Origin of the sequence: Streptomyces tubercidicus (genome assembly GCF_027497495.1) — a bacterium.
GTDB classification, from domain to species: Bacteria; Actinomycetota; Actinomycetes; order Streptomycetales; family Streptomycetaceae; genus Streptomyces; species Streptomyces tubercidicus.
The window spans coordinates 1,956,405-1,975,484 of record NZ_CP114205.1 but is presented as its reverse complement, the minus strand read 5'-3'; the positions used below and the strand labels follow the sequence as shown (position 1 = coordinate 1,975,484).

Annotated in this window: 9 protein-coding genes; 2 read left to right on the top strand and 7 right to left on the bottom strand. The window is 68.8% G+C overall.

Annotation, left to right across the window (positions count from 1 at the left end; all coding sequences use genetic code 11):
* Window positions 1-9: 9 nt before the first annotated feature.
* The 4 genes from pglX to STRTU_RS08400 all read right to left on the bottom strand — a co-directional run bounded on the left by pglX (window position 10) and on the right by STRTU_RS08400 (window position 11,968).
* Window positions 10-3,765: a BREX-2 system adenine-specific DNA-methyltransferase PglX gene (pglX, locus tag STRTU_RS08415; protein WP_159742972.1), complete on the bottom strand. Its 3,756-nt coding sequence runs from the start codon at window positions 3,763-3,765 to the stop codon at window positions 10-12.
* Between the two features lie 60 nt (window positions 3,766-3,825).
* Window positions 3,826-8,523: a BREX system serine/threonine kinase PglW gene (gene pglW / locus STRTU_RS08410; RefSeq protein WP_159742971.1), complete on the bottom strand. Its 4,698-nt coding sequence runs from the start codon at window positions 8,521-8,523 to the stop codon at window positions 3,826-3,828.
* A 736-nt stretch (window positions 8,524-9,259) separates the two neighbouring features.
* Window positions 9,260-10,864 (bottom strand): MFS transporter, encoded by a 1,605-nt coding sequence (locus STRTU_RS08405; protein ID WP_159742970.1) that lies wholly within the window; start codon window positions 10,862-10,864, stop codon window positions 9,260-9,262.
* Between the two features lie 168 nt (window positions 10,865-11,032).
* Window positions 11,033-11,968, bottom strand: coding sequence for a pseudouridine-5'-phosphate glycosidase (locus STRTU_RS08400; RefSeq protein WP_159742969.1), 936 nt, complete (start codon window positions 11,966-11,968; stop codon window positions 11,033-11,035).
* A 264-nt stretch (window positions 11,969-12,232) separates the two neighbouring features.
* Between STRTU_RS08400 and STRTU_RS08395 the strand changes: the two genes are divergently transcribed.
* On the top strand, window positions 12,233-13,042 hold the full coding sequence (locus STRTU_RS08395; RefSeq protein ID WP_159742968.1) for a 2-keto-4-pentenoate hydratase: 810 nt from the start codon (window positions 12,233-12,235) through the stop codon (window positions 13,040-13,042).
* Window positions 13,039-13,830 (top strand): 2-keto-4-pentenoate hydratase, encoded by a 792-nt coding sequence (locus STRTU_RS08390; RefSeq protein ID WP_159742967.1) that lies wholly within the window; start codon window positions 13,039-13,041, stop codon window positions 13,828-13,830. Before STRTU_RS08395 ends, STRTU_RS08390 begins: the two co-directional genes overlap by 4 nt.
* On the opposite strand, the gene STRTU_RS08385 is transcribed toward STRTU_RS08390, so the two are convergent.
* Genes STRTU_RS08385 through hpaB form a run of 3 tightly spaced genes read right to left on the bottom strand, consistent with a single transcriptional unit; the run spans window position 13,721 to window position 19,077 of the window.
* Window positions 13,721-16,975 (bottom strand): AfsR/SARP family transcriptional regulator, encoded by a 3,255-nt coding sequence (locus STRTU_RS08385; protein ID WP_159742966.1) that lies wholly within the window; start codon window positions 16,973-16,975, stop codon window positions 13,721-13,723. The genes STRTU_RS08390 and STRTU_RS08385 overlap by 110 nt on opposite strands.
* 40 nt (window positions 16,976-17,015) lie before the next feature.
* Entirely contained in the window at window positions 17,016-17,573 is a 558-nt protein-coding gene (locus STRTU_RS08380) for a flavin reductase family protein (protein WP_159742965.1), read from the bottom strand.
* A complete protein-coding gene (hpaB, locus tag STRTU_RS08375) occupies window positions 17,563-19,077 on the bottom strand; it encodes a 4-hydroxyphenylacetate 3-monooxygenase, oxygenase component (protein WP_159742964.1) in 1,515 nt (504 codons plus the stop codon). Before hpaB ends, STRTU_RS08380 begins: the two co-directional genes overlap by 11 nt.
* Window positions 19,078-19,080: the final 3 nt, after the last annotated feature.

Here is a 19,080-nt window from a genome sequence, read left to right as displayed (position 1 = left end):
TCGCCCTGCTCAGTCGGACTCTGTGTCGCTGGTGACGGCATCGATGACGGTGTCCGTGCCGGATATCTGAACGGCGGTCTTCGCGCCAGTGCGCTGCCTCGGTACGGCAGCCTTTTTCGCGCCGCGGCCGCGGGGGGCGGCGGCAGGGAGCCACGCCCGCAACGCGTCCTCGGTCAAACCGAGTTCGCCCTGCTTCTGCTGCCGGAACGCCAGGATCTCGGCGGCCGGCGACGCACCGAACTCCGGGTCGTACTCGCCGTACCACTGCTCCAGCCACGGCTGCAGCTCCAGCAGACCGGCCAGGTACGGCACGAGGTCGTCGTCGCCTAGCCCGGCCTGCTGGACGTACGAGGCGAGCGCCAGGGCCTGCTCCAGGTGGTCCCAGCCGGCCCATCCGTAAAGCTCCGGCGACTGCGCGTTGACCGTGCCGTACGAGACGAAGCGCTCCTTGGGCACGTCGAGCTTGCCGCGCGCACGCCAGAAGCTCGGCTTCAGGAAGTCGGCGGAGGTGTACTTGGGCGGAACGGGCGTCCGCTGACGGATCCTTCGCTTGGCGGGCTCGTCAGGCGCGGCGTCCTCCTCGCGCTGGAGGTCCCAGACGTGCTCCCAGTCGGCGCGCTTCTTCAGCCCGGCCGGCTTGTAGCGCAGCGCGGACACGAACGGCACGTGCTCCTCGGACAGCAGCTCCCGTACGGTCTTCGCGAGGTCTTGCCGGGGTGCGTACAGCTCGGCGACGGACGTGAAGTCCTCGTCGGCGGAAAGGCTCTCTGCGAGGCGAGCGAGGGTGGTGACGGTGGGGTTGCCGCTGGCGTCGAACCAGTACGCGCGGTCCTCGACCCGGTCGAGCAGCCAGGACTTCAGCGCCTTCTGCCGCATCGCGTCCCAGCCCTCGGTGGCCCAGCGGCGTTTGTACTCGGGGCGCTCCACCATGCCGATGGCGCGGTTCGACTCGATGGCGTCGATGCGCTTCTGCACGAGGTCGCGGTAGGCGTCGGGCCAGTGTGTGGGAATCTCCGTGAGGGGGGTGGACCCGTGGCGCTTGAACCACTCGCCGCTTGCTTCCCCCGCCTCGACCCGCCGCGCGAGCACGATCTCGAAGGCTCGTTCACCTAAGGCGAGTTCGGGTACGGCGGAGACGTCGGGCAGGCGTAGGTCCTCGGCGTGCAGGTTGTAGAGGGAGTAGACCTGCCAGTCCAGCTCTTCCTGGAGGGCGATCATGCGGGCACGGGTGGAGGTGTAGCGGGACTGGGTTTCGCGGAGGGCGGGGGCAGTGGGGATGGACTTGGCGGCCAGGGAGGTGGGGGTCGTCGCGGCGAGCTGCTGGGCGAGAGAGTCGAGCTCGGTGGCGAGGGCGGTGGGGTATCCGGCAGGGAGAGGGAACTTCCCGACGTTGGTTCCATTGAATTGATAGAAGCGCTCCCAGTCATCGCTAGTGAAGCCTCCACCTTCTCCGCGAATTCCTTTGTCGTGACTTACCAGCTTGAGCCAAAGCCCTGCCGTGGAGCTATTGAGTAGTCCGAGTAGTCGTACGTAGTGTTCCTCGGTTGCCTCCTTTTGTAGCTTGATGACTGGTGCCGTTTGTTTGAATACTTTCCCTCCTCTAGCCAGTGCAAAATGATTGTGTGTTGTCACTTCGGCGAAGGTGATTGAAAATGGTGTAGAGAGCTTCTTCCAGTAGTTTTCCAGATGGACATACCAAGGTGCATGGTCGGTCACCATTTTTCCGAACATGGCCCTGTTGGCGAGTACGATGCGGTTGGGCCAGAGGAATTTCTGGACTAGATCCGCCTGCTCGGAAATTGGGTCCTTGTTTGATTGGTCTCGATAGGGGTTCGCGATCTCCTGTGTGCTGTCGATTGAGTAGTCGCGCACGTCGATACCAGTGACGAATGCTCGAAATTCGCCTCGGAGTCGAAGTCTTCGAGGGGTGGAGGGGTCGACAAGATAGGCATCGTCTGCTCCGCTATTTGTCGTGCGTCCAATACTTTCTGTCAGATCGCCAAGTTTTTTGGATTTTGGAGCACAAAGGAAATCGAGAATCTCTCGACCCCCATCAGTGAGGACCCATGGTTGGGTCGAAAAGTAGTGCTCGCGGTCAAGGTTATCGACCGAAATATTCTCGCCCGCACTTCCCGGTTTGTCGATCTGTGCGACGATCGCTTGCCACACGATTCCTTCCTCAGCTTTTTCTGGCGCCGAAGGCTCCCCCTGCACGCTCCGCACCGTCCGGATTGTCGCCTGCCGATTCGAGCCCTCTCTCGACCGTCCCACGAGGATCACCGTCGGCGTCCCGTGCCCCGGGATGAACGCCCCCGACGTGTCGATGACCTCGGTGAGTTCGACCTTGTGGGCGAAGTACTCTTCGATGAGCTTCGTACCGAACTCCCGCTTCATAAAGGAGTTCGCGGTGATTTGGCCGACCATGCCATAGCCGTTTCCGTCGGCCCCGCCTTGCTTGGCCAGCTCAAAGAACCGCTGGGCGAAGGGAACGGACAGCGCGTACGTGCCGGCGCAGGCGTTGTACAGCTTCCGGTACAGCTGGTTGAGCTTCTTGTCCTTGACCGTGATGTACGGCGGATTGCCCACCACCACGTGGTACCGCCCCGGCTCCAGGATCCTGGGGTACCCGTTCACGTCCTCCGTCGCGTACGAGAATTCGGCGAGCGGATCACCGGCCGCGCCGCCTTCCTCCTCCTCAAGCCCGAGCCCCAGCTGCAGCTCCAGCTGCCGGTCCTTGATGAGTGAGTCGCCCACCGCGAGCTGAATCGGCCACTTGTAACGCCGCGCCTCCTCGAAGGTCCGCATGCCGCTCGCGGCCATCGCCGCGACCAGGAGCCGGAATCGGGCCACCGCGACCGCGAACGGGTTGAGATCCACACCGTGTACCGACTTGAGCGCCGCACGTACCCGCTCGTACGGGCCGACCTCGGGCCGCTTCTCGGCCCACATGCGCACCAGGCGCCGGAACGCGCCGAGTACGAAGTGTCCGGAGCCGCAGGTCGGGTCGATCATCTTCAGCTTTTCGAAGCCGAACTCCCGTACCGCAGGGGTCATCGTCCGATCGAGGATGAACTCCTCCACGAACTCCGGTGTCTGCAGCAGCGCGTACGTCTTGCGGGCCGCCTCGCTGAGGTCCTGGTACAGGTCGCCCAGGAAGCGGGTGTCCCAGCCCTCGGTGCCGTCCTCGCTCAGCGGGTCGGTGAAGTCGTGCGCGAGGATCGGGCCGCCGCCCCCACTCCGGCCGTCCCCGTCGTCCTGACCTTCGCCGGCCCGCTGTTCCCGCCAGAACGCGAGTAACGCGCCCGCCCCGTCGTGCGAGAGCGGGATTTGATAGAGCGGGTTGTGGTCGCGGTCGAAGAGCAGCCGCCCGGCCTGCCCGGCGCCTAACTCGGCGAACGCGGTCTCCAGCCATCCTCGGTACGTCGGGTCGGCGTCCTTCTCCAGGTACTCCTCGTACCGCGCCTGGGCGGTCTCCCGGCCGGCCACGTCGGGGGAGGTGATGTACGGCTCGGCGATCAGCCGGTTGTCTTCGCTGAAGCGGACGAAGACCGTGCCGAGTACCCAGGCCACCGCGACCTGCGTGATCCGCTCGCCGAGCCAGGCGTTCCACGCCGCCGCCGTACGGCCCAGCTTCCGTGCTTGCTCGTACTCGCCGCGCAGCCGCGTCCCGACCTCGGGGACGGCTTTGACCTGCTGTTCCAGGTCGCTCTCTGCCGCCTTGACCTGCTTTTGCAGATCGGTGAGGAGGCTCTTGCGGTCGATCACGAACGGCTCCTGTGGAGAGTAGGAGAGGAAGGAAGGAGATGAGGTGAGAGGGGGAGCGGGTCAGGCGTCCGGCGCGACGTGTCTACGCGCTACCCAGGCATCCGGTACGACGACCCACTCGTCGAACCCCGCCTGGTACGGCACGTTCTGCCCCGCCAGCCGCGGTGCCCGTGCCGGGTCGGACTGCGCCACGAGCAGCCACAGCGGGCTGCCGCCCTGCCGTGCCTCCTCCGCGAGCCGCCCGAGCAGGTCGAGTGCGTCGTACCGGGCGAGAACCGCGGTGTCGGTGAGGAGCAACGGGCCGGGCTCCTCCGCCAGCCGCTCCCGCAGCCGCGGTTCGATGCGCCCCCACGCCTTGTCGGTGCGGATGCGCAACTGCTGGTGGGCCCGGCTGCCCGGTTCGGCGGCGTCCGCCTTGAGGATGGTCTCCCAGGTCGGGCGGGCCGCCTCGCTGACCACGCCGCGCAGTTCAGCCACGAAGAGTCCGGTCAGCGACACCGGCCGCGCCCCGTACGGCTTGCCGGCCAGCCACCGCACCGCGGCCTCGGCGCGCCGCTGGGGCACGGTCAGGACCCGGAAGCCGTCCTGCTGTGCCGAGTGCGCGAGGCGGTGCTCGGCCTTGACGGCGGCGGCGACGGCCGCGTCCGCGTCGTACTGGGTGGGGGCGGAACGGCGCGCCGCCGATGCGCCCCAACTCGCGGAGGTCAGACCGGCGGTGGCGTCTCCGGCCGGGCGTTCCGGGATGAGCCGGAGCACCTTGTCGTAGCGGGTGGCCAGCTTCAGCTCGAAGCCGGCCTGCTTCAGGTCGCGGACCAGGGCGCTGCCTGTGGGCAGTTCGCGTGGTGCGAGAGGATCGGTGCCCAGGTCGGGGAAGCGGGTGGCGACCCGCTTGTGCAGGGCGTCCACCGTCAGGCCCGGCTGCCGCTCCTCTTCGACGCCCGGCTGCACGGCGACCACGCCGGCCTGGGTGATCCGCAGCGCGCGCACCAGGTGCAGGTCGCGCGGGTAGATTTCCAGACGCGGGGTGAGGGCGGCCCGGGTGGAGGCTGCGACTGCGATCTCGGCGGTGCGCCGTTCGTCCCAGCCCAGGCTGCCAGGCGGCCGGCGCACCGTGTCCAGCTCGGTGAGGACCGTGCTCGCCGTCGGCAGGGACTCAAGCGCCGCGAGCCGGTCCGCCCGCGCGCCCAGGTTCAGGGCGTACTCCTGCAAGGCGGGCAGCGTCGGGGTGTCCGGGCCGTCCACGTCCTCTCGGACGTCCAGAGCGAGCAGGCCGAGCACCGGATCGGTGCCCTTGGGTATCCGGGCGTGGAAGTAGCGGAAGAGTGGCGGGGACTCGTTGTCTTCGTTGTAACTCTCGCGTTCCACCACCGCACGCAGTAGCGAGACGGCGAGTGCACGCCGGTCGCGCCGCTCCACGTGCTGCGTGCCACGCCGGGCTATCAGTGCATCCGCGAGCTCGATCACCGGGGCCACCCGGCCGCGCTCGGTGAGGAGCTCCACCACCTGCTCACGCAGCAGCTCCAGGGCAGCGTCCTCGTGCCAGCGCTCGCGCGCTTTCTTCACGATGTGCGGGATACGGCCCGCGGTCAGACCTACCGCATCGGCGACATCCCGCTGCCGGACCCACGCCAGGCCCTCGGGCAGCTTGCCCGCCTCGTCGGGCAGCCTCAGCAACAGCCGGACCACCTCACGCTCCTTGGCGTTGGAGCGGGCGTTACCACCAGACGGCCTCGGCACCAGGCGGGAGGCGAGCGCATCCAGGCTCAGGCCGCGGAGCACCTGCGGGTCGGTGACGTCCGCGCCGGCCGCAGCGACCGACTCCGCTACCGTCCGTTCCAGGTCGGAGAGCTCCTGCCCCGCTGCCTTGCGGGCCTCCGCGCTGAGCGGCGTAGGGGCCGCCTTGCCCAGGCGTGTGTTCCACTCCTTCTGCCGGCGCTGGATCTCCTCCCGGGTACGCGAACCCATGCCCGGCGCGGTCAGGAACTTCTTCGCCGAGTACTCCAGGACGTCCCCGACGGTGTTCAGTTCCATCGCAAACAGCTGCGACTGCGCTGAGACCGTCAGACCGGCCACCGACAGCGGCGTCTTCCGGTCGGCACGCTCGGCCTGCTGGTCGCGGACCTGCTCGGCGGAGACGTCGTCGTCCTCCCGCCCGATCCGCGGCTCCGCAGCCGACTGGGCGACCGCGTCTGTGCCGCCCTTCGCGCCGCGCCCCGACTTCTCACCGTGACCGGTGCTCGGCGCCGTCGTCTGCTGTGCGTCCAGGAAGATGCGCTGCCAGGCGCGCTCCATCGGCTTCAGGTCCGGGAAACGGTCCTTCACGTCCCGGGCCAGCGCCTTACGGAAGAACTCCAACAGGCCGTCGTGAACGGCCGGTTCGAAGGCGTCGGATGCGAGGTGTGGGTACGGCCACTCCTTCGCGTCCGTCTGCCGGGCCGTGACCGAGCCGTCGCCCCAGCGTGGCAGCTCGTTCGAGGCCATCTCATACAGAGTGACGGCCAGCGCGTACCGCTCGGCATGCCCGTCGTACGAGCCGCGCGTAATGATCCCCACGAACGGGTCGAGATAGCCCTCGGTACCCGCCTCGACCTCCTTCGCCGGATACCCGGCGAGCGAGAAATCGATCAGCACCAGCTGCCGGGTGCCGTTGGGACGGACCCGTATCGCAATGTTGTCCGGCTTCAGGTCCCGGTGCCAGATCCCCTCCGCCTCCAGGTGCTCCACCGCGCCGATCAGGTACTTCCCGTAGGCCTCCAACTGGTCCATGCCGAGGCGGCCGTTGTCCCGCAGTTGGCGGGCGACGGTGTCTTCACGTCGGCGCGGCCCCTTCCCTGCGCCCCCGTCCCGCTCCTTCAACTCCCGGCTGTCGCCCACGTACTCCAGGACCAGGACCCGGCGTCCGGCCAGTGTGAGCGGCTCCCGCTCGTACAGCGCGATGATGCTGGAATCCCGGTGGATACGGCCCAGGACCTCCGCCTCCCGATCCAGGACCGCGTGCTTGGCCTCACTCAGTGCGACCTTCAACACCGCGACCGGCAGGGCGCCGCTCCGGCGCGGCTCGCCCTCCAAGTCCCGTACCAGGAACGCCCGGGAGGTCGAGCCCGTACCGAGGCGGCGCACGACCTCCCAGCGCCTGGCCAGCACATCCCCGGCCACCGCCTCCAGCGGATCCTTCTCCGGCCCGGACCGCTCCTCGCCCGTGCTTGTGGCCGAACCACCATCCCCGCTCGCGTCGGCAGAACCGCCCCCGTCGACCGAGGCCTCCTCGACGAACGCCTGCTCGACGTACTCCAGCATCTCCAGGAAATCGTCGACCGTGGACAGACGCCGGCCCGGTTCGTACGCGGTGGATGCCTCCACCAGATCGTCGACGTCAGGATGGAGACCGTCGACCAGCGCGCTCGGACGCAGAGTCTCGCCGGCCTCCAGGCGCGCCATGACCTCGTTCTGGCTCGCGCCGGGCGCCTGCCCGGTGACTAGCAGATAGGTGAGCACGCCGAGCCCGTACACATCGAGGCGCACCGGATCGGCCTTCGGAATCCTTATCTCCGGCGCCAGATACGGATCAGCCTGCTCCGAGAGATGGAACCCCGACACATGGGTCGGTGCCAGGGTAAGCGGCCGGCCGCCGCTGGCGCTTTGGCCGGTGGCTATCTGCCAGTCCGCGATCTGCGGCCACGGCCGCAGCCAGCGCTTTTCTTCGCCGAGTTCTCGCTCGCGCGGGCCACGGTCGCGCGGAATCACATGCACCGCGTGCGCCGACAGCGTGCGGTGGTGAACTCGCCGAGAATGCGCGGAACGCACCGTCTCGGCAAGCTGCCGCACCAGCGCGAGGCGCCCCTTCAGGTCCAGACGCTCCCCGTGCTGGACCAGGTAGTCGTCCAGGCGCAGCGTCTCCGGGTGGTAGTCGAAGAGGATCGTGGGCCCGGCCGGATGCCCCGACGGAAGATAGTTTTTCAGCTGCACCGCGCCGGGATGCCGAAACCGACTGAGGACCGAGGCCTCGCGGGCGGCGGCCCGCTCCACCGAACGCCGCTCGTCGTCGGATGCGCCACGTTCACTGAGGAAGACCCGTACCCGCGCCAGATCGTGCAGTTGGGAGTGGCGGCCCAGATAGTCTGCCCAGGTTGGCCCGGAGTCGAACGCCTTCGCCTCCAGGAGGTAGGAACCCACCTCGTAATGGCGGCGGATGGGCGCAATACCGAGCTTCTTCAGAGCCGCGTCGACATGGCGGGACGTCTCGGCCGTGGTCCGGTGGCGGGCATCTCCCGGCGGCTCGGCCAGCATCTCCACTAATCGCTTGACCGTGAATACGCCATTCATGTCGGCGGCCGGAAGATTCACCCGAAGCTTGTCGTCGGTGAAGCAGACCGCCTCACCCACCCAGATCCTCGGTCGGCCCCCGGGGCGGCCGGAAACCTCGTTGATCAGGCCCGACAGCTCCTTGGCCTTTCGGTTCGACAGGTGCAGCGGATTGCTGTGCCGACGGTTGGTCCCACCGGGCGTGGTCTGTACCCAGTCGTTGCCGCCGCCGCTCACTGATCCGTGCCAGTCTTTCAGCTCGACCAGGAACACCCCGGCCGGCGCTACCACCAGAAGATCGCTCTCACGGACGTGCCCGCTGTTCGCGGTGAACGTGAAGTTTGACCAGGCGCGCCACGGCTCCTCGTTCGGGAGGCGCCTGCGGATCGCCTCGAGACCGCGGCGCTCGTGCTCATACTCGGACTCGGTGACCGTCGTCCACCGGCCTTCCAGCATGCGGCTCCCCGTCTGTGGTGCTTGTGTTGCGTGCGTACCTGCCGCATCTCTGTCGGCGCGTTCGGGAAGCCTGGCTGTACCCCCGGCTAAATCCTAAAGGGTGGAACTGGCAACGAGGGGAGGGATGTTCGCTTCGGCAGAGAGCCTGTAGGCCAGAGCTGGAGGCGGTGGACCGGGGCGGGGTGCACCGTGAATGGATTCGGCCAGGCAGGCCAGGGCGAGTTCAGCCGCGGTGGCACCGAGGACGCAGGCTTGGTCGAGCTCGGCGAGATCGCGGCGGCCAACCTTATCGGTGGGATCGTGGCCAACACTTCTGGTATGGGGCGAGGCCGCAGGCGGCCGAAGGCGTCGTCAGCGCGCTCGGTGCGCCTTAACTCTGTAACCGTCACTACTGTTGCCGGGCATGGGTTCGGCGGCACGGGCTGTTGAGCGGCACGCGGAGCGGCTGAATGCACTCCTGAGTGTCGGCCCTACCTGCCGTGACGCTCCGGCTAGCTGAGACTTCGCACGCTGGGCTGAAAAACCCCGTCTGACCTGCTGTTCCTCTCGATGTAAGCCTGGCCGACGCGATTCCGATGACGCACCACGTTGAGTGTGTGGTCATTCTTGCGCGGGCGGATAAGAGCGCCTGAGATGGGTTTTTCCTGTGCGTGTGATGCGTGGTGTGGGCGCTCTGGCGGCGCCGGCCACCGCGGCGAAGCTGCAAGAGCTGCAATGACCACCTGACTGTCTACTGCTACTCCGGGACCGCCTCCGCCGGAATGTCTTCCGTGGGCGAGTCCTCCGTGCCATGGGGCTGGCGGCTGACGCCGCGCATGGCCGAGACGGCCAGTAGGCAGGAGGCCAGCGCGGCCGCTCCGCAGACGGCGTATCCGAGGGAGTAGCCCTGGCCGAGTGCCTCTCGCGCGAGGGGAATCGCCTGGCCTGGCGCAGAGTGTGGCGGAACCGAGTTCGCCGCCAGTGGGCCGCCTGTATGGGCGACCTCTGCGGCGGCGGTCTTCACTGCTGGGTCGAGCGAGGACGCGGTCAGTCCGGACCGGAATGCCGAGGCGGCGTGGCCGAGTGCGACCGCGCCGATGAGGGCCGGGCCGAGGGTGAAGCCGAAGTCCCGGAGCAGGCTTGTCGACGCGCTGGCCATGCCGGCGTAGCGGAGCGGCACCGTGTTCACGGTGACCGCGGTGAGCGAGGCGACGCTGAACGCGTAGCCGATACCCACCAGTCCCAAGGGGGCGAACAGGACGCCGAGCGACGTGTCGCGTATGTCCACCGTGGCCATCCAGAAGTCTCCCGTGGCGATCAGCAGAAGGCCGCCGGAGAGCAGCCAGCGGGGGTTCGCCCGCTCCAGCAGTCGTGAGACGAGAGGGGTGAGGACCAGTGCGAATCCCCCGAGCAGGACGAAGGCCACCGAGGTCCGCATGGGGCTCTGGTGCTGGATCACCCCCATCCGGATGCTGGTGGCGTAGGCGGTGCCGAGGAAGCTGAACATGCCGACCACCGTGATGATCGAGACGACGGCGAATGACCGGTTGCGGAACAAGTCCAGCCGCAGCAGGGGCGAGCGGGCCCGGCGCTCCGCGAAGACGAACAGCACCATGAACACTGTGGCGATGATGAACGCACCGACCACCGAGGGGGAGGACCAGCCGTCGGCCGGGCCCTGGATCACCGCGTAGACAAGAGCGAACATGCCGATGAGGACGGTGAGTTGGCCACCCCAGTCCAGTGAGCGTCCTTCCGGTGCGCTGGAGTCCGCCGCCCACAGCCAGCAGGCCAGGGCGACGAGCACGGCCAGGGCTGCGACGATCACGAAGGAGATCTTCCATGAGCCGTACGTTCCGGAAACCCCGCCGAGTACGGGGGCGAGGAAGCCACCGGTGGAGAGCGACGCGGTCCAGACCGCGATGCCCCGGGCCCGGTCGCGTGGCGTATGGGTGCCGGCCGCGACCATGGCGAGGGTGGTGGGGAACAGGGCCGCGGCGCCGAGGCCGCCGAGGAACTGCCCTGCCCACAACTGCGGGATGCCGTTGGCGGTCGCGGCCACCAGCTCGCTGACCGCCAGCAGCCCCGCGCCGCCGACCAGCAGCCGCTTGCGGCCGAACAGGTCCCCGAGGACGCCGAAGGTCAGCTCCAGTACGGTCACCGGCAGCAGGAACGCGTCAGATATCCAGGTGAGCTGGGAGCCGACCGGGTGCAGGCTCTCCTGGAAGAGCCCGTTCAAGGTCGCGGGCATGGCCAGCGCGATCTGGGCGAGGCAGACGGCCAGGCAACTCGTGATCAGCGTTGCCGTGCGTGCGGAGGGGGCGGCCCGGAGACGGCGCCGGCCCGGAATCGCTGTGTCCATGGGGCTGTTCATGCGGTGACTCGCTTCCACTACGGTGATGCGGCAGCGCGCATCACGGCCGTTATGCGCAAAATCCCGAGGCTGACTCGCCGGCTTGGATATCCGTGGGCGTTTCTGTTGTTCCGGCCCTGGGGGAGGTCGTAGCCGGCCTGCCGTCCCTCCCCGCGATCACGGTTGGCGCGGCGCACCTTCCTGGCGGTCGGCAAGGGCGCCGGCGACCTGCCCGGCGAGCCGTGCCGAACCGATCAGTACGGCACGGGTCGCCGCCGCGCTGCGTCCCCCGGTGGCCGCGGACACCGACTTCAGCAGGTACGGAGTGACCGCTGCCCCGTGCACACCGTCCTGTTCGGCCTCCCGCAGTGCGCGGTGGACAGCCCGCTCGATGCGGGCACCGTCCAGGGCGTCCGCGGCGTCGATGGGTGCGGTGACGACCGCCGATCCCGTTGCCCCGGCCCTCCAGTGCAGGTCGATGGCCGCGGCCAGGGCCGTGAGCTCGTCGGCCCGCTGAGGGTTGGGGAACCCGCTGGACGTGCTGTAGTACGCCGGGAAGTCCTTGCAGCGATAGCCGATGACCGGCACCCCCAGCGTCTCCAGGTACTCCAGGGTGCGGCCGATGTCGAGGATGCTCTTGGCGCCCGCACACACCACCGCTACCTGACTGCGCGTCAACTGGAGCAGGTCCGCGGAGATGTCGAAGGTGACCGGGGCATTGCGGTGCACTCCTCCGAGACCTCCGGTGGACAGCACCGGAATCCCGGCGGCGTCGGCGATGAGCAAGGACGAGGCCACGGTCGTGGCCCCGAGACCACCGGAGGCCAGGACCGGCCCGAGGTCCCGCGCACTGGCCTTGGGGATGTCCTTGGTGACGGCGAACCGGTCGAGTTCGCTCCCGGTCATCCCGACGAGGAAGTGCCCCTGGGCGACGCCGATCACGGCGGGTGTGGCGCCCCCCTCGCGGACCGCCCGGCAGATATCCAGAGCCCATTCCAGATTCCCCGGATACGGCGGCCCGTGGTTGATGACGGTGGTCTCCAGCGCCACCACCGGCCGGCCTTCCCGCAGGGCCTGCTCGACCTCATTGCCCAGGCGTACCAGCTGATGCACGTCTCCTCCTTCTCAGGACCGCGCGCGGCGCGCGCCGGCCGGGGAGCACAGGCGAGGCACGGCCCGAAAACCCGGACCGAGTGCGGACCATGGTCAGCCCATGGGCTGAGCGGCACCTGATGGCGTGCTGACGTCCGAACGAGGGGCCGGGCCCGCTGTGTCAGCACCACGTCAGGTCGGCATCAGAGCCGGGACACACGATGTCGCCGGCAGCGTCCGATCCGTGAAACCGGACTGCCACCAACGCCGAAAGGAGCCCTCAGCATGCCTTCGAGCACTGACGACGACGGCATTGCGGAAGCGGCGCAACGGCTCTGGAACGCTCGTACGAGCAATCTGCCCTGTGCGCCGGTCCGCTCACTGCTGCGAGGTGGAGATATCGAGGCCGCGTATGCGGTCCAAGAGGTGAACACGCGACGAGCGCTGTCCGGGGGACGGCGGCTCGTCGGACGCAAGATCGGACTGACCTCACCGGCAGTACAGAAACAGCTGGGTGTTGATCAGCCGGATTTCGGAGTGCTGTTCGGTGACATGGCGGTGTGTGACGGCGAGGAAATCGACCTCACGAGGTTGATCGACCCGCGCATCGAGGTGGAGGTCGCCTTCGTCCTGGGAGCCGGCCTCTCCGATGAGTGGACGACGACGGCCGACGTCCTGCGCGCGACCGCATGCGTGGTGACGGCGATCGAGGTGGTGGACTCACGGGTCGCCGACTGGGACATCGACATCGTCGACACCGTCGCTGACAACGCCTCCAGCGGCCTGTTTCTTCTGGGCGGGTCCCCGCGCCGTCTGGAGGGACTGGAACTGCGGGAGAGCGGAGCGGTCATTCTGGCCGGTGGCGAACCACTGTCCGTGGGAGCGGGCGCGGCCTGTCTGGGTCACCCGGTGAATGCCGTGGTCTGGTTGGCCCGCCGACTGGCCAGGACCGCTTACCCGCTCTCCGCCGGCGACGTCGTCCTCTCCGGTGCTCTGGGCCCCATGATCCGGGTCACGGCCGGCACCGTCTACGAAGCACACGTCTCCGGGCTCGGTTCGGTACGAGCGGTGTTCGCGAAGGGAATTCACCCATGACGGCACAGAACGAACGGCTGGCCGCGCGGCTCGACGAGGCCGCCCGGCAGGGGGAGGCCACCTGGCAGCCCTCGGAGGAGTGCGAGCTGAGCGTCGCGGACGCCTACGCGGTGCAGGAATGGGCCGTCGCCCGGCGGCTGAAGCGCGGAGAGCGCCTGGTCGGCGTGAAGATGGGCTTCACCAGCCGGCAGAAGATGGCGCAGATGGGCGTGGACGAAGCCATCTGGGGACGGCTGACCGACGCCATGCTGGTCCCGGAGGGGAGCCGGGTCGCACCGGCCCGCTACATCCATCCGCGCGTCGAGCCGGAGCTCGCCTTCTTGATCGAACGTGAGATACCTCCGGGCGCGCCACCGGAAACGATCACCTCGGCCGTGGCCGCGGTCGCCCCCGCCTTGGAGATCATCGACTCCCGCTATGCGGACTTCCGTTTCACCCTTGCGGACGTCGTGGCCGACAACGCCTCCGCTGCCGGATTCGTCCTCGGCGCGTGGCAGGCCGTGCCGTCGTCTCTGGACTGCCGCGGGGTGCTGCTGGAGGTCGACGGCCGGGTCGCCGAGGCCGGGTCGACCGCGTCGATCCTGGGTGATCCCTGGCGGTCGCTGGTGGCCGCCGCGCGGCTGGCCGGGCGGGCCGGGCTGCCGCTGAAGGCGGGGTGGGTGGTACTCGCCGGGGGTGCTACCGCGGCGGTTCCGCTGCGTCCGGGGACCCTGGTGCGCACGGTGGTCGAGTCGCTGGGTTCGGCATCGGTGGCGGTGGCGGTGGCGCCGAGCGCTCCACAGCCCTAGCGGTACGGTCCACGTCGTCGGCCAGCCAGGTGGGGGTGGGCATCCCGGTGTCGTCGCGGATCCGCGCGGCCCGCGCCAGCAGTGCGGCGGCGCGCGTCCGGTCGGTCCGGACCACCGTCTGGGCCAGGGCCTCGAATGCCATGGCCAGCGTCCAGGGGTCGTGCACCGTCTCGGCGGTTGCGGCGGCGCTCTCGAAGTGCCCTTGTGCCTCTGCCGTCTTCGCGAGATCGAGCAGCACCAGCCCCAGGCAGACGCGGGACAGCCCCGCCTCCCGGGAGAGCGCCATCCGTTCGTAGGACTCCAGGGCACTGGCGTGCAGCGCCCTGGCACGCTCCAGATCCTTCTCGCCCCGCGCCAGGATGCCGAGACTGTTCCGGGCGCCGACAGTGGGCTCCTCGGCGCCGATCCAGGCAGCGGTGTTCAACGACTCGTGCAGCAGGTCACGCGCAGCGCCGGGGTCGCCGCGGAGGATGGCGAGCCGCCCCAGGTCGGCCAGTCGTGCCGCGACCATCTCGGCCAGCCCGAGGCTCCGGGCGAGGTCGAGCCCTTCTTCGGCGAGCGCCGTGGCGTCGTGGTAGCGGCCACGGCACTCGTTGACCGCGCCGAGGCGGAACAAAGCGCGCAGCACTCCCCATTGGTCGCCGCTGAGGCGGTAGTGCGTCAGGGCGTGGGTGAACAGCTCGGTGGCCCGTTCCACATCGCCCTGCCAGAACACACCGAGACCGGCGACGATGTACGAACTCGCCAGCACCCAGTGGTCGGTGGCCTCGTCCAGCCCGTCGAAGGCGCGGGCGATATGCGGTGCGGCCTCGTCGTGGTGTCCTTGACGCATCAGCGCGTGAGCGAGGAATGCCGAGGCGAGGGCGAGATCGGCGTCGGAGCTGCCGGCCGCCGCTCCGACGTCCAGAGCCTGCCGGCCGAGGCGCACGGCGGTGTCGAGGTCATGCGCGTTCTGAGCGAGGTGGGACGCCCAGGCAATAGCGGTCGCGTAGACGGTCGGGGACGTTTCGCGGCCGTCCAGAGCAAGCGCGGCGAGCAGCCGCCGCATGCCGTTCTGGTGGTCGGCGCGGATCCACCAGTACCAGGCGAGAGCGCCTGCCATACGCTGCGCCGGCTCGGCCCGTCCTCGTCCGAGCAGCCAGTCCAGGGCCGTGTCGAGGTTGCCCGTCTCGCGTTGCAGGGTGGCCAGCCACTCGGGCTGGTCGGGACCGCGCACCTGCCTGCCGCCCTCCTCACCGACCGCGAGGAAGTACTCGGCGTGCTGGTCGCGCGCCTTTCCGTATTCACCGTTGGCGTGCAGTCGCGCGGAGCCGTACTCGCGCATCGTCTCCAGCATCTCGTACCGCGCGCGGTCGCCCGTTCCCACCTCAACGGTGACCAGGGACTTGTTGACCAGGCGATCGAGGCAGTCGCGCACCGCCGCCGCCTCCATGTCCGGCAGGCCGGCGCACACCGCCGCTGCCGCGTCCACGGAGAAGCCGCCGGAGAACACCGAGAGCCGGTCGAAGACCGTTCGCTCCGCCGGGGACAGCAGCTCGTAGCTCCAGTCGACCATGGCCGCCAGGGTGCGGTGGCGCGCGGCCGCGGTGCGGGAGCCTCCCGTCAGCAGGCCGAAGCGGTCGGCCAGTTCGCGAGTGATCTCCATGACGGACAGGGTTTTGGTACGTGCGGCGGCGAGTTCGATCGCCAGCGGAATCCCGTCCAGCCGGCGGCAGATCTCCCCGGTCGCCACGGCGTTCTGTCCGGACACACCGAAGCCGGGACTGATGGCACGGGCGCGCTCCACGAAGAGCTGCACCGCTTCGTAGCCGGCGATGGCCTCCGGGTCCTCCTCGGCCGCACCCGGATACCGCATGGGCGGCACGGGCAGCTGCATCTCCCCGGGGACGCCCAGCGGCTCCCGGCTCGTCGTGACGATGCGCAGCTGTCCGCAGTCGCGGAGCAGCGCTTCCGCCAGCTCGGCGACGGCGTCGACGAGATGTTCGCAGTTGTCCAGCACCAGCAACAGCTGCTTTTGCTGGAGGTACTGCAGCAGGCGCTCGACGGCGGGCCGTACGGTGCCCGGAGCGGGCGTCGCCTGCATGGTGGGAGAAGGCTGCGACCTGACGTCGAGAGCCTGCAAGATCGCGCCGGCCACCCTGTCCGGTTCGGAGACCGGGGCCAGCTCCACCACCCACACGCCGTCCGGCAGCGGCAGCTCTGCCGCACCGACCGCTTCCAGAGCGAGCCGCGTCTTCCCGGTCCCGCCCGGCCCGGTCAAGGTGACCAGTCGCCATGACCGGATGAACTGACGCACCTGGCCGAGCGCTTCATGACGTCCCACGAAGCTCGTCAAGGGGGCTCGGAGGTTGCCGGTGGCGCGTGCGGAGGGGCCTGCTACCTGGAGGGACGGTGAGGAAGCCGGGCCCAGCAGGCTCGCGTCGTGGATCAGGATCTGCTGTTCCAGCTGCTGGAGTTCGTCGCTCGGATCGACGCCCAGTTCGTCGGTGAGATGGCTGCGGGCCTTGCGGAACGCACCCAGGGCTTCGGCCTGCCGGCCGGCGCGGTACAGACTGACCATGAGCAGGGCACAGAAGCGCTCCCGGAGCGGGTGTGCCTCGGTGAGAGCGGACAGCTCCGGGACGACCTCGGCATGACGGCCTACGGCGAGGTCTGCCTCGATGCGGCTCTCCAGGGCGATGAGCCGCATCTCGTCGAGGCGCCCCGCTTCGGTCCGGGCGAAATCCATGTCCAGGACATCGGCGAGGGCGGGCCCGTGCCACAGGGCGAGCGCGTCGGACAGCGTGGCGGCGGCAGCCGCCGCCTCACCGGACTTCTGCGCCGTGCGCCCGGCCGCCACCAGGGCCTCGAACCGGTAGACGTCGATGTCCTCGGGGGCCATGTCGAGTGTGTAGCCGCCGCTCGCGGTAACGATCCGCTCGCTGCCCAGCAGCGCCCGGAGCCGCGAGATCTGCGCCTGGATCGCGTTCGCCGAGTGCGAGGGGGCGTCTTCGCCCCAGACCTCGGCGAGGATGCGGTCGGTGGAGACGACCGTTCCGCTGTGCAGCGCGAGCAGGGCCAGCAGGGTCCGCTGCCGGGGTCCCTCAAGGGGAAGCAGCCGTTCCCCCTCGCGGACTTCGAGTCGGCCGAGCAGCTGAACTCGCATGCGAAAAGGGTAATGACATCCCCGGTCAGCGGCCACCTCGTCACGCGGCATGGCTTTCGTCGGTACCGTCCGTGTCGAAGAGCGGCCGGTCGCGGTAGCGGTCCACACGGCCCGGTGGCGCGAGGAGCGGTGCCGGAGACAGCTCGCGGAACTCGCGATCGAAGTACACCAGGGGCTGCCCGTCGTTCACGTGCACGCTTTCGACCTCGCCGACGAGGATGCTGTGGTCACCGGCGTCGTACCGGTCCGATGCCCGGCACACCACGCTGACCAGGGCGCTGGGCAGGACGGGAACTCCGCCCTCGGCGCGGAACCCCGCTCGGGCGAACTTGTCCGTGCCGGCCGTCGCGAACCGCATGGCGAGTGTGCGGTGCTCGGGGCGCAGCACATTGATCGCGTACCGCTCGGCGTCCCTCAGCACGTCGTGTGACCGGGCGGACACCGCTGGACAGAACAGGACCAGCGGAGGCGACAGGGACACCGAGCAGAAGGCGCTGACCGTGATGCCGCACGGTTGGCCGGCCGGATCGGTGGTGGTCGCGATGGTCACGCCGCTGGGGAAGCTGCCCATCGCCCGGCGGAAGGAGTCAGTGTCCATCAGCGGCCTCCGATGCCGTGCCCCGCCGGCCTGCGCCGTCCGCCGGGTCGATGAGGCCGTCCGGGCGGCCGAGGAAGTCGAAGATCCTTTTGGTGAGAGGTTCCTTGTCGTACGCCTGGAACAGCATGGTCGCCACGCGTTCCGGCGCGCCGAAGAAGAAGCGCTCGTAGAGCGCCTGCCGTGCGCCGAAGCCCGATACGGCGACGTCCTGGGCGAGCCGGAAGAGGCCGATGCGCTGGGGGGCCTCCAGGTTCTCCAGCGCGAAGTAGGTGTCGATGTCACCGGCGATCGCCGAGGTCAGGTCGGCCTGGGCGGGTGTGGCCATCAGCGAGCTGGAGCCGAGAAGCTGGACGAGCTCAACCAACCGCTGGTACTGCTGCGGGAAGACGTTGCGGGCGGCGTCCAGCGGCATCCTGTCGGGCGTCATCGTTCCCCACTGGTCGACCTCGGCGTCGGCCTCGCTCGCGGTCAGACAGGCCTTCATCATTTCGACCACGCACATCGCCTCGGCGATCTGTGCCTGTGTCTGCGGGGCGCGGTCACGCTGGTTGGCCCAGGTCATGGCACACAGGAGCCCCACCATGAACTCGGCTTTCGCGATGTTCTTGCAGACCACCTGGTGCATCATGTGGATCAGCGCGTTGGTGGCGGAATGCACCGTGTTGCAGGAGAGCGGGTCCTCCAGCAGGAATATCCGTTCCCACGGGACCTCGACATCGTCGAAGACGACGACCGAGTCCATTTCCTCGAAGCGGGCGGAGAGCGGGGCGTCGAAAGCCGGCCGTCCTGTGTCGTAGCTGTCCCGGCACAGAAACCGCAGACCCCTGGTGGAACAGGGCACAGCGAAGGCGAAGGCGTAGCGGGTCGACGACGGGTCATCCTTCAACGAGGTGGACGGGAACACCACCAGTTCGTCGGCGAGCGGACCGAGAGTGGCAAGGAGCCGTGCCCCGCGCACCACGATGCCGCGGTCGGTGTGCCGGACGATGTGCAGGGCGACCTGTTCGCTGGGGATCCCCTGATCGGTCAGTCGTCGATTGACCGAGGGATTGACCAGGGTGTGGGTGAGCACCACGTCGTTCTCCCGCAGGTGGCGGAAGTACGCCTGGATATTCCGCCCGAACTCGGGATTGACCGCGGTGAAGAATTCCGACGCGGCGGCCAGAGCCATGAACGAGGAGTTGAGGTAGTCGGGGGTGCGCCCCAGCATTCCGCCACTCCACCGTGCGGCTTCCAGGAAGGCGGCGGAGCGCAGGCGCAGCTCCTCCTGTGTCACGGGGCGCAGAAAGGACATTGCCACGCGATCGCCGGACTCGGGGGAGGCGAAGGTGAGAACGTCCCGCAGCCCCGCTTCATGCTGCCGGTCGAGCCAGGCACCGATCGAATCCGCTCCGCGCCGCAGGGCGGGGTGGGAGGTGACGTCCTTGACCGATTCCCCGCCTATCCAGACCTCCCTGCCGTCGTTGAGGCCCGCCAAGTACTGCTGTGCTGTGCGTGCACCCATGGG

Bases quoted from the DNA above. Each gene is read 5' to 3' on its own strand.
- STRTU_RS08380 (WP_159742965.1), bottom strand. From the start codon at position 17,573: ATGGACACTGACTCCTTCCGCCGGGCGATGGGCAGCTTCCCCAGCGGC.
- pglW (WP_159742971.1), bottom strand. From the start codon at position 8,523: ATGCTGGAAGGCCGGTGGACGACGGTCACCGAGTCCGAGTATGAGCAC.
- STRTU_RS08405 (WP_159742970.1), bottom strand. From the start codon at position 10,864: ATGGACACAGCGATTCCGGGCCGGCGCCGTCTCCGGGCCGCCCCCTCC.
- STRTU_RS08385 (WP_159742966.1), bottom strand. From the start codon at position 16,975: ATGCGAGTTCAGCTGCTCGGCCGACTCGAAGTCCGCGAGGGGGAACGG.
- STRTU_RS08395 (WP_159742968.1), top strand. From the start codon at position 12,233: ATGCCTTCGAGCACTGACGACGACGGCATTGCGGAAGCGGCGCAACGG.
- STRTU_RS08390 (WP_159742967.1), top strand. From the start codon at position 13,039: ATGACGGCACAGAACGAACGGCTGGCCGCGCGGCTCGACGAGGCCGCC.
- hpaB (WP_159742964.1), bottom strand. From the start codon at position 19,077: ATGGGTGCACGCACAGCACAGCAGTACTTGGCGGGCCTCAACGACGGC.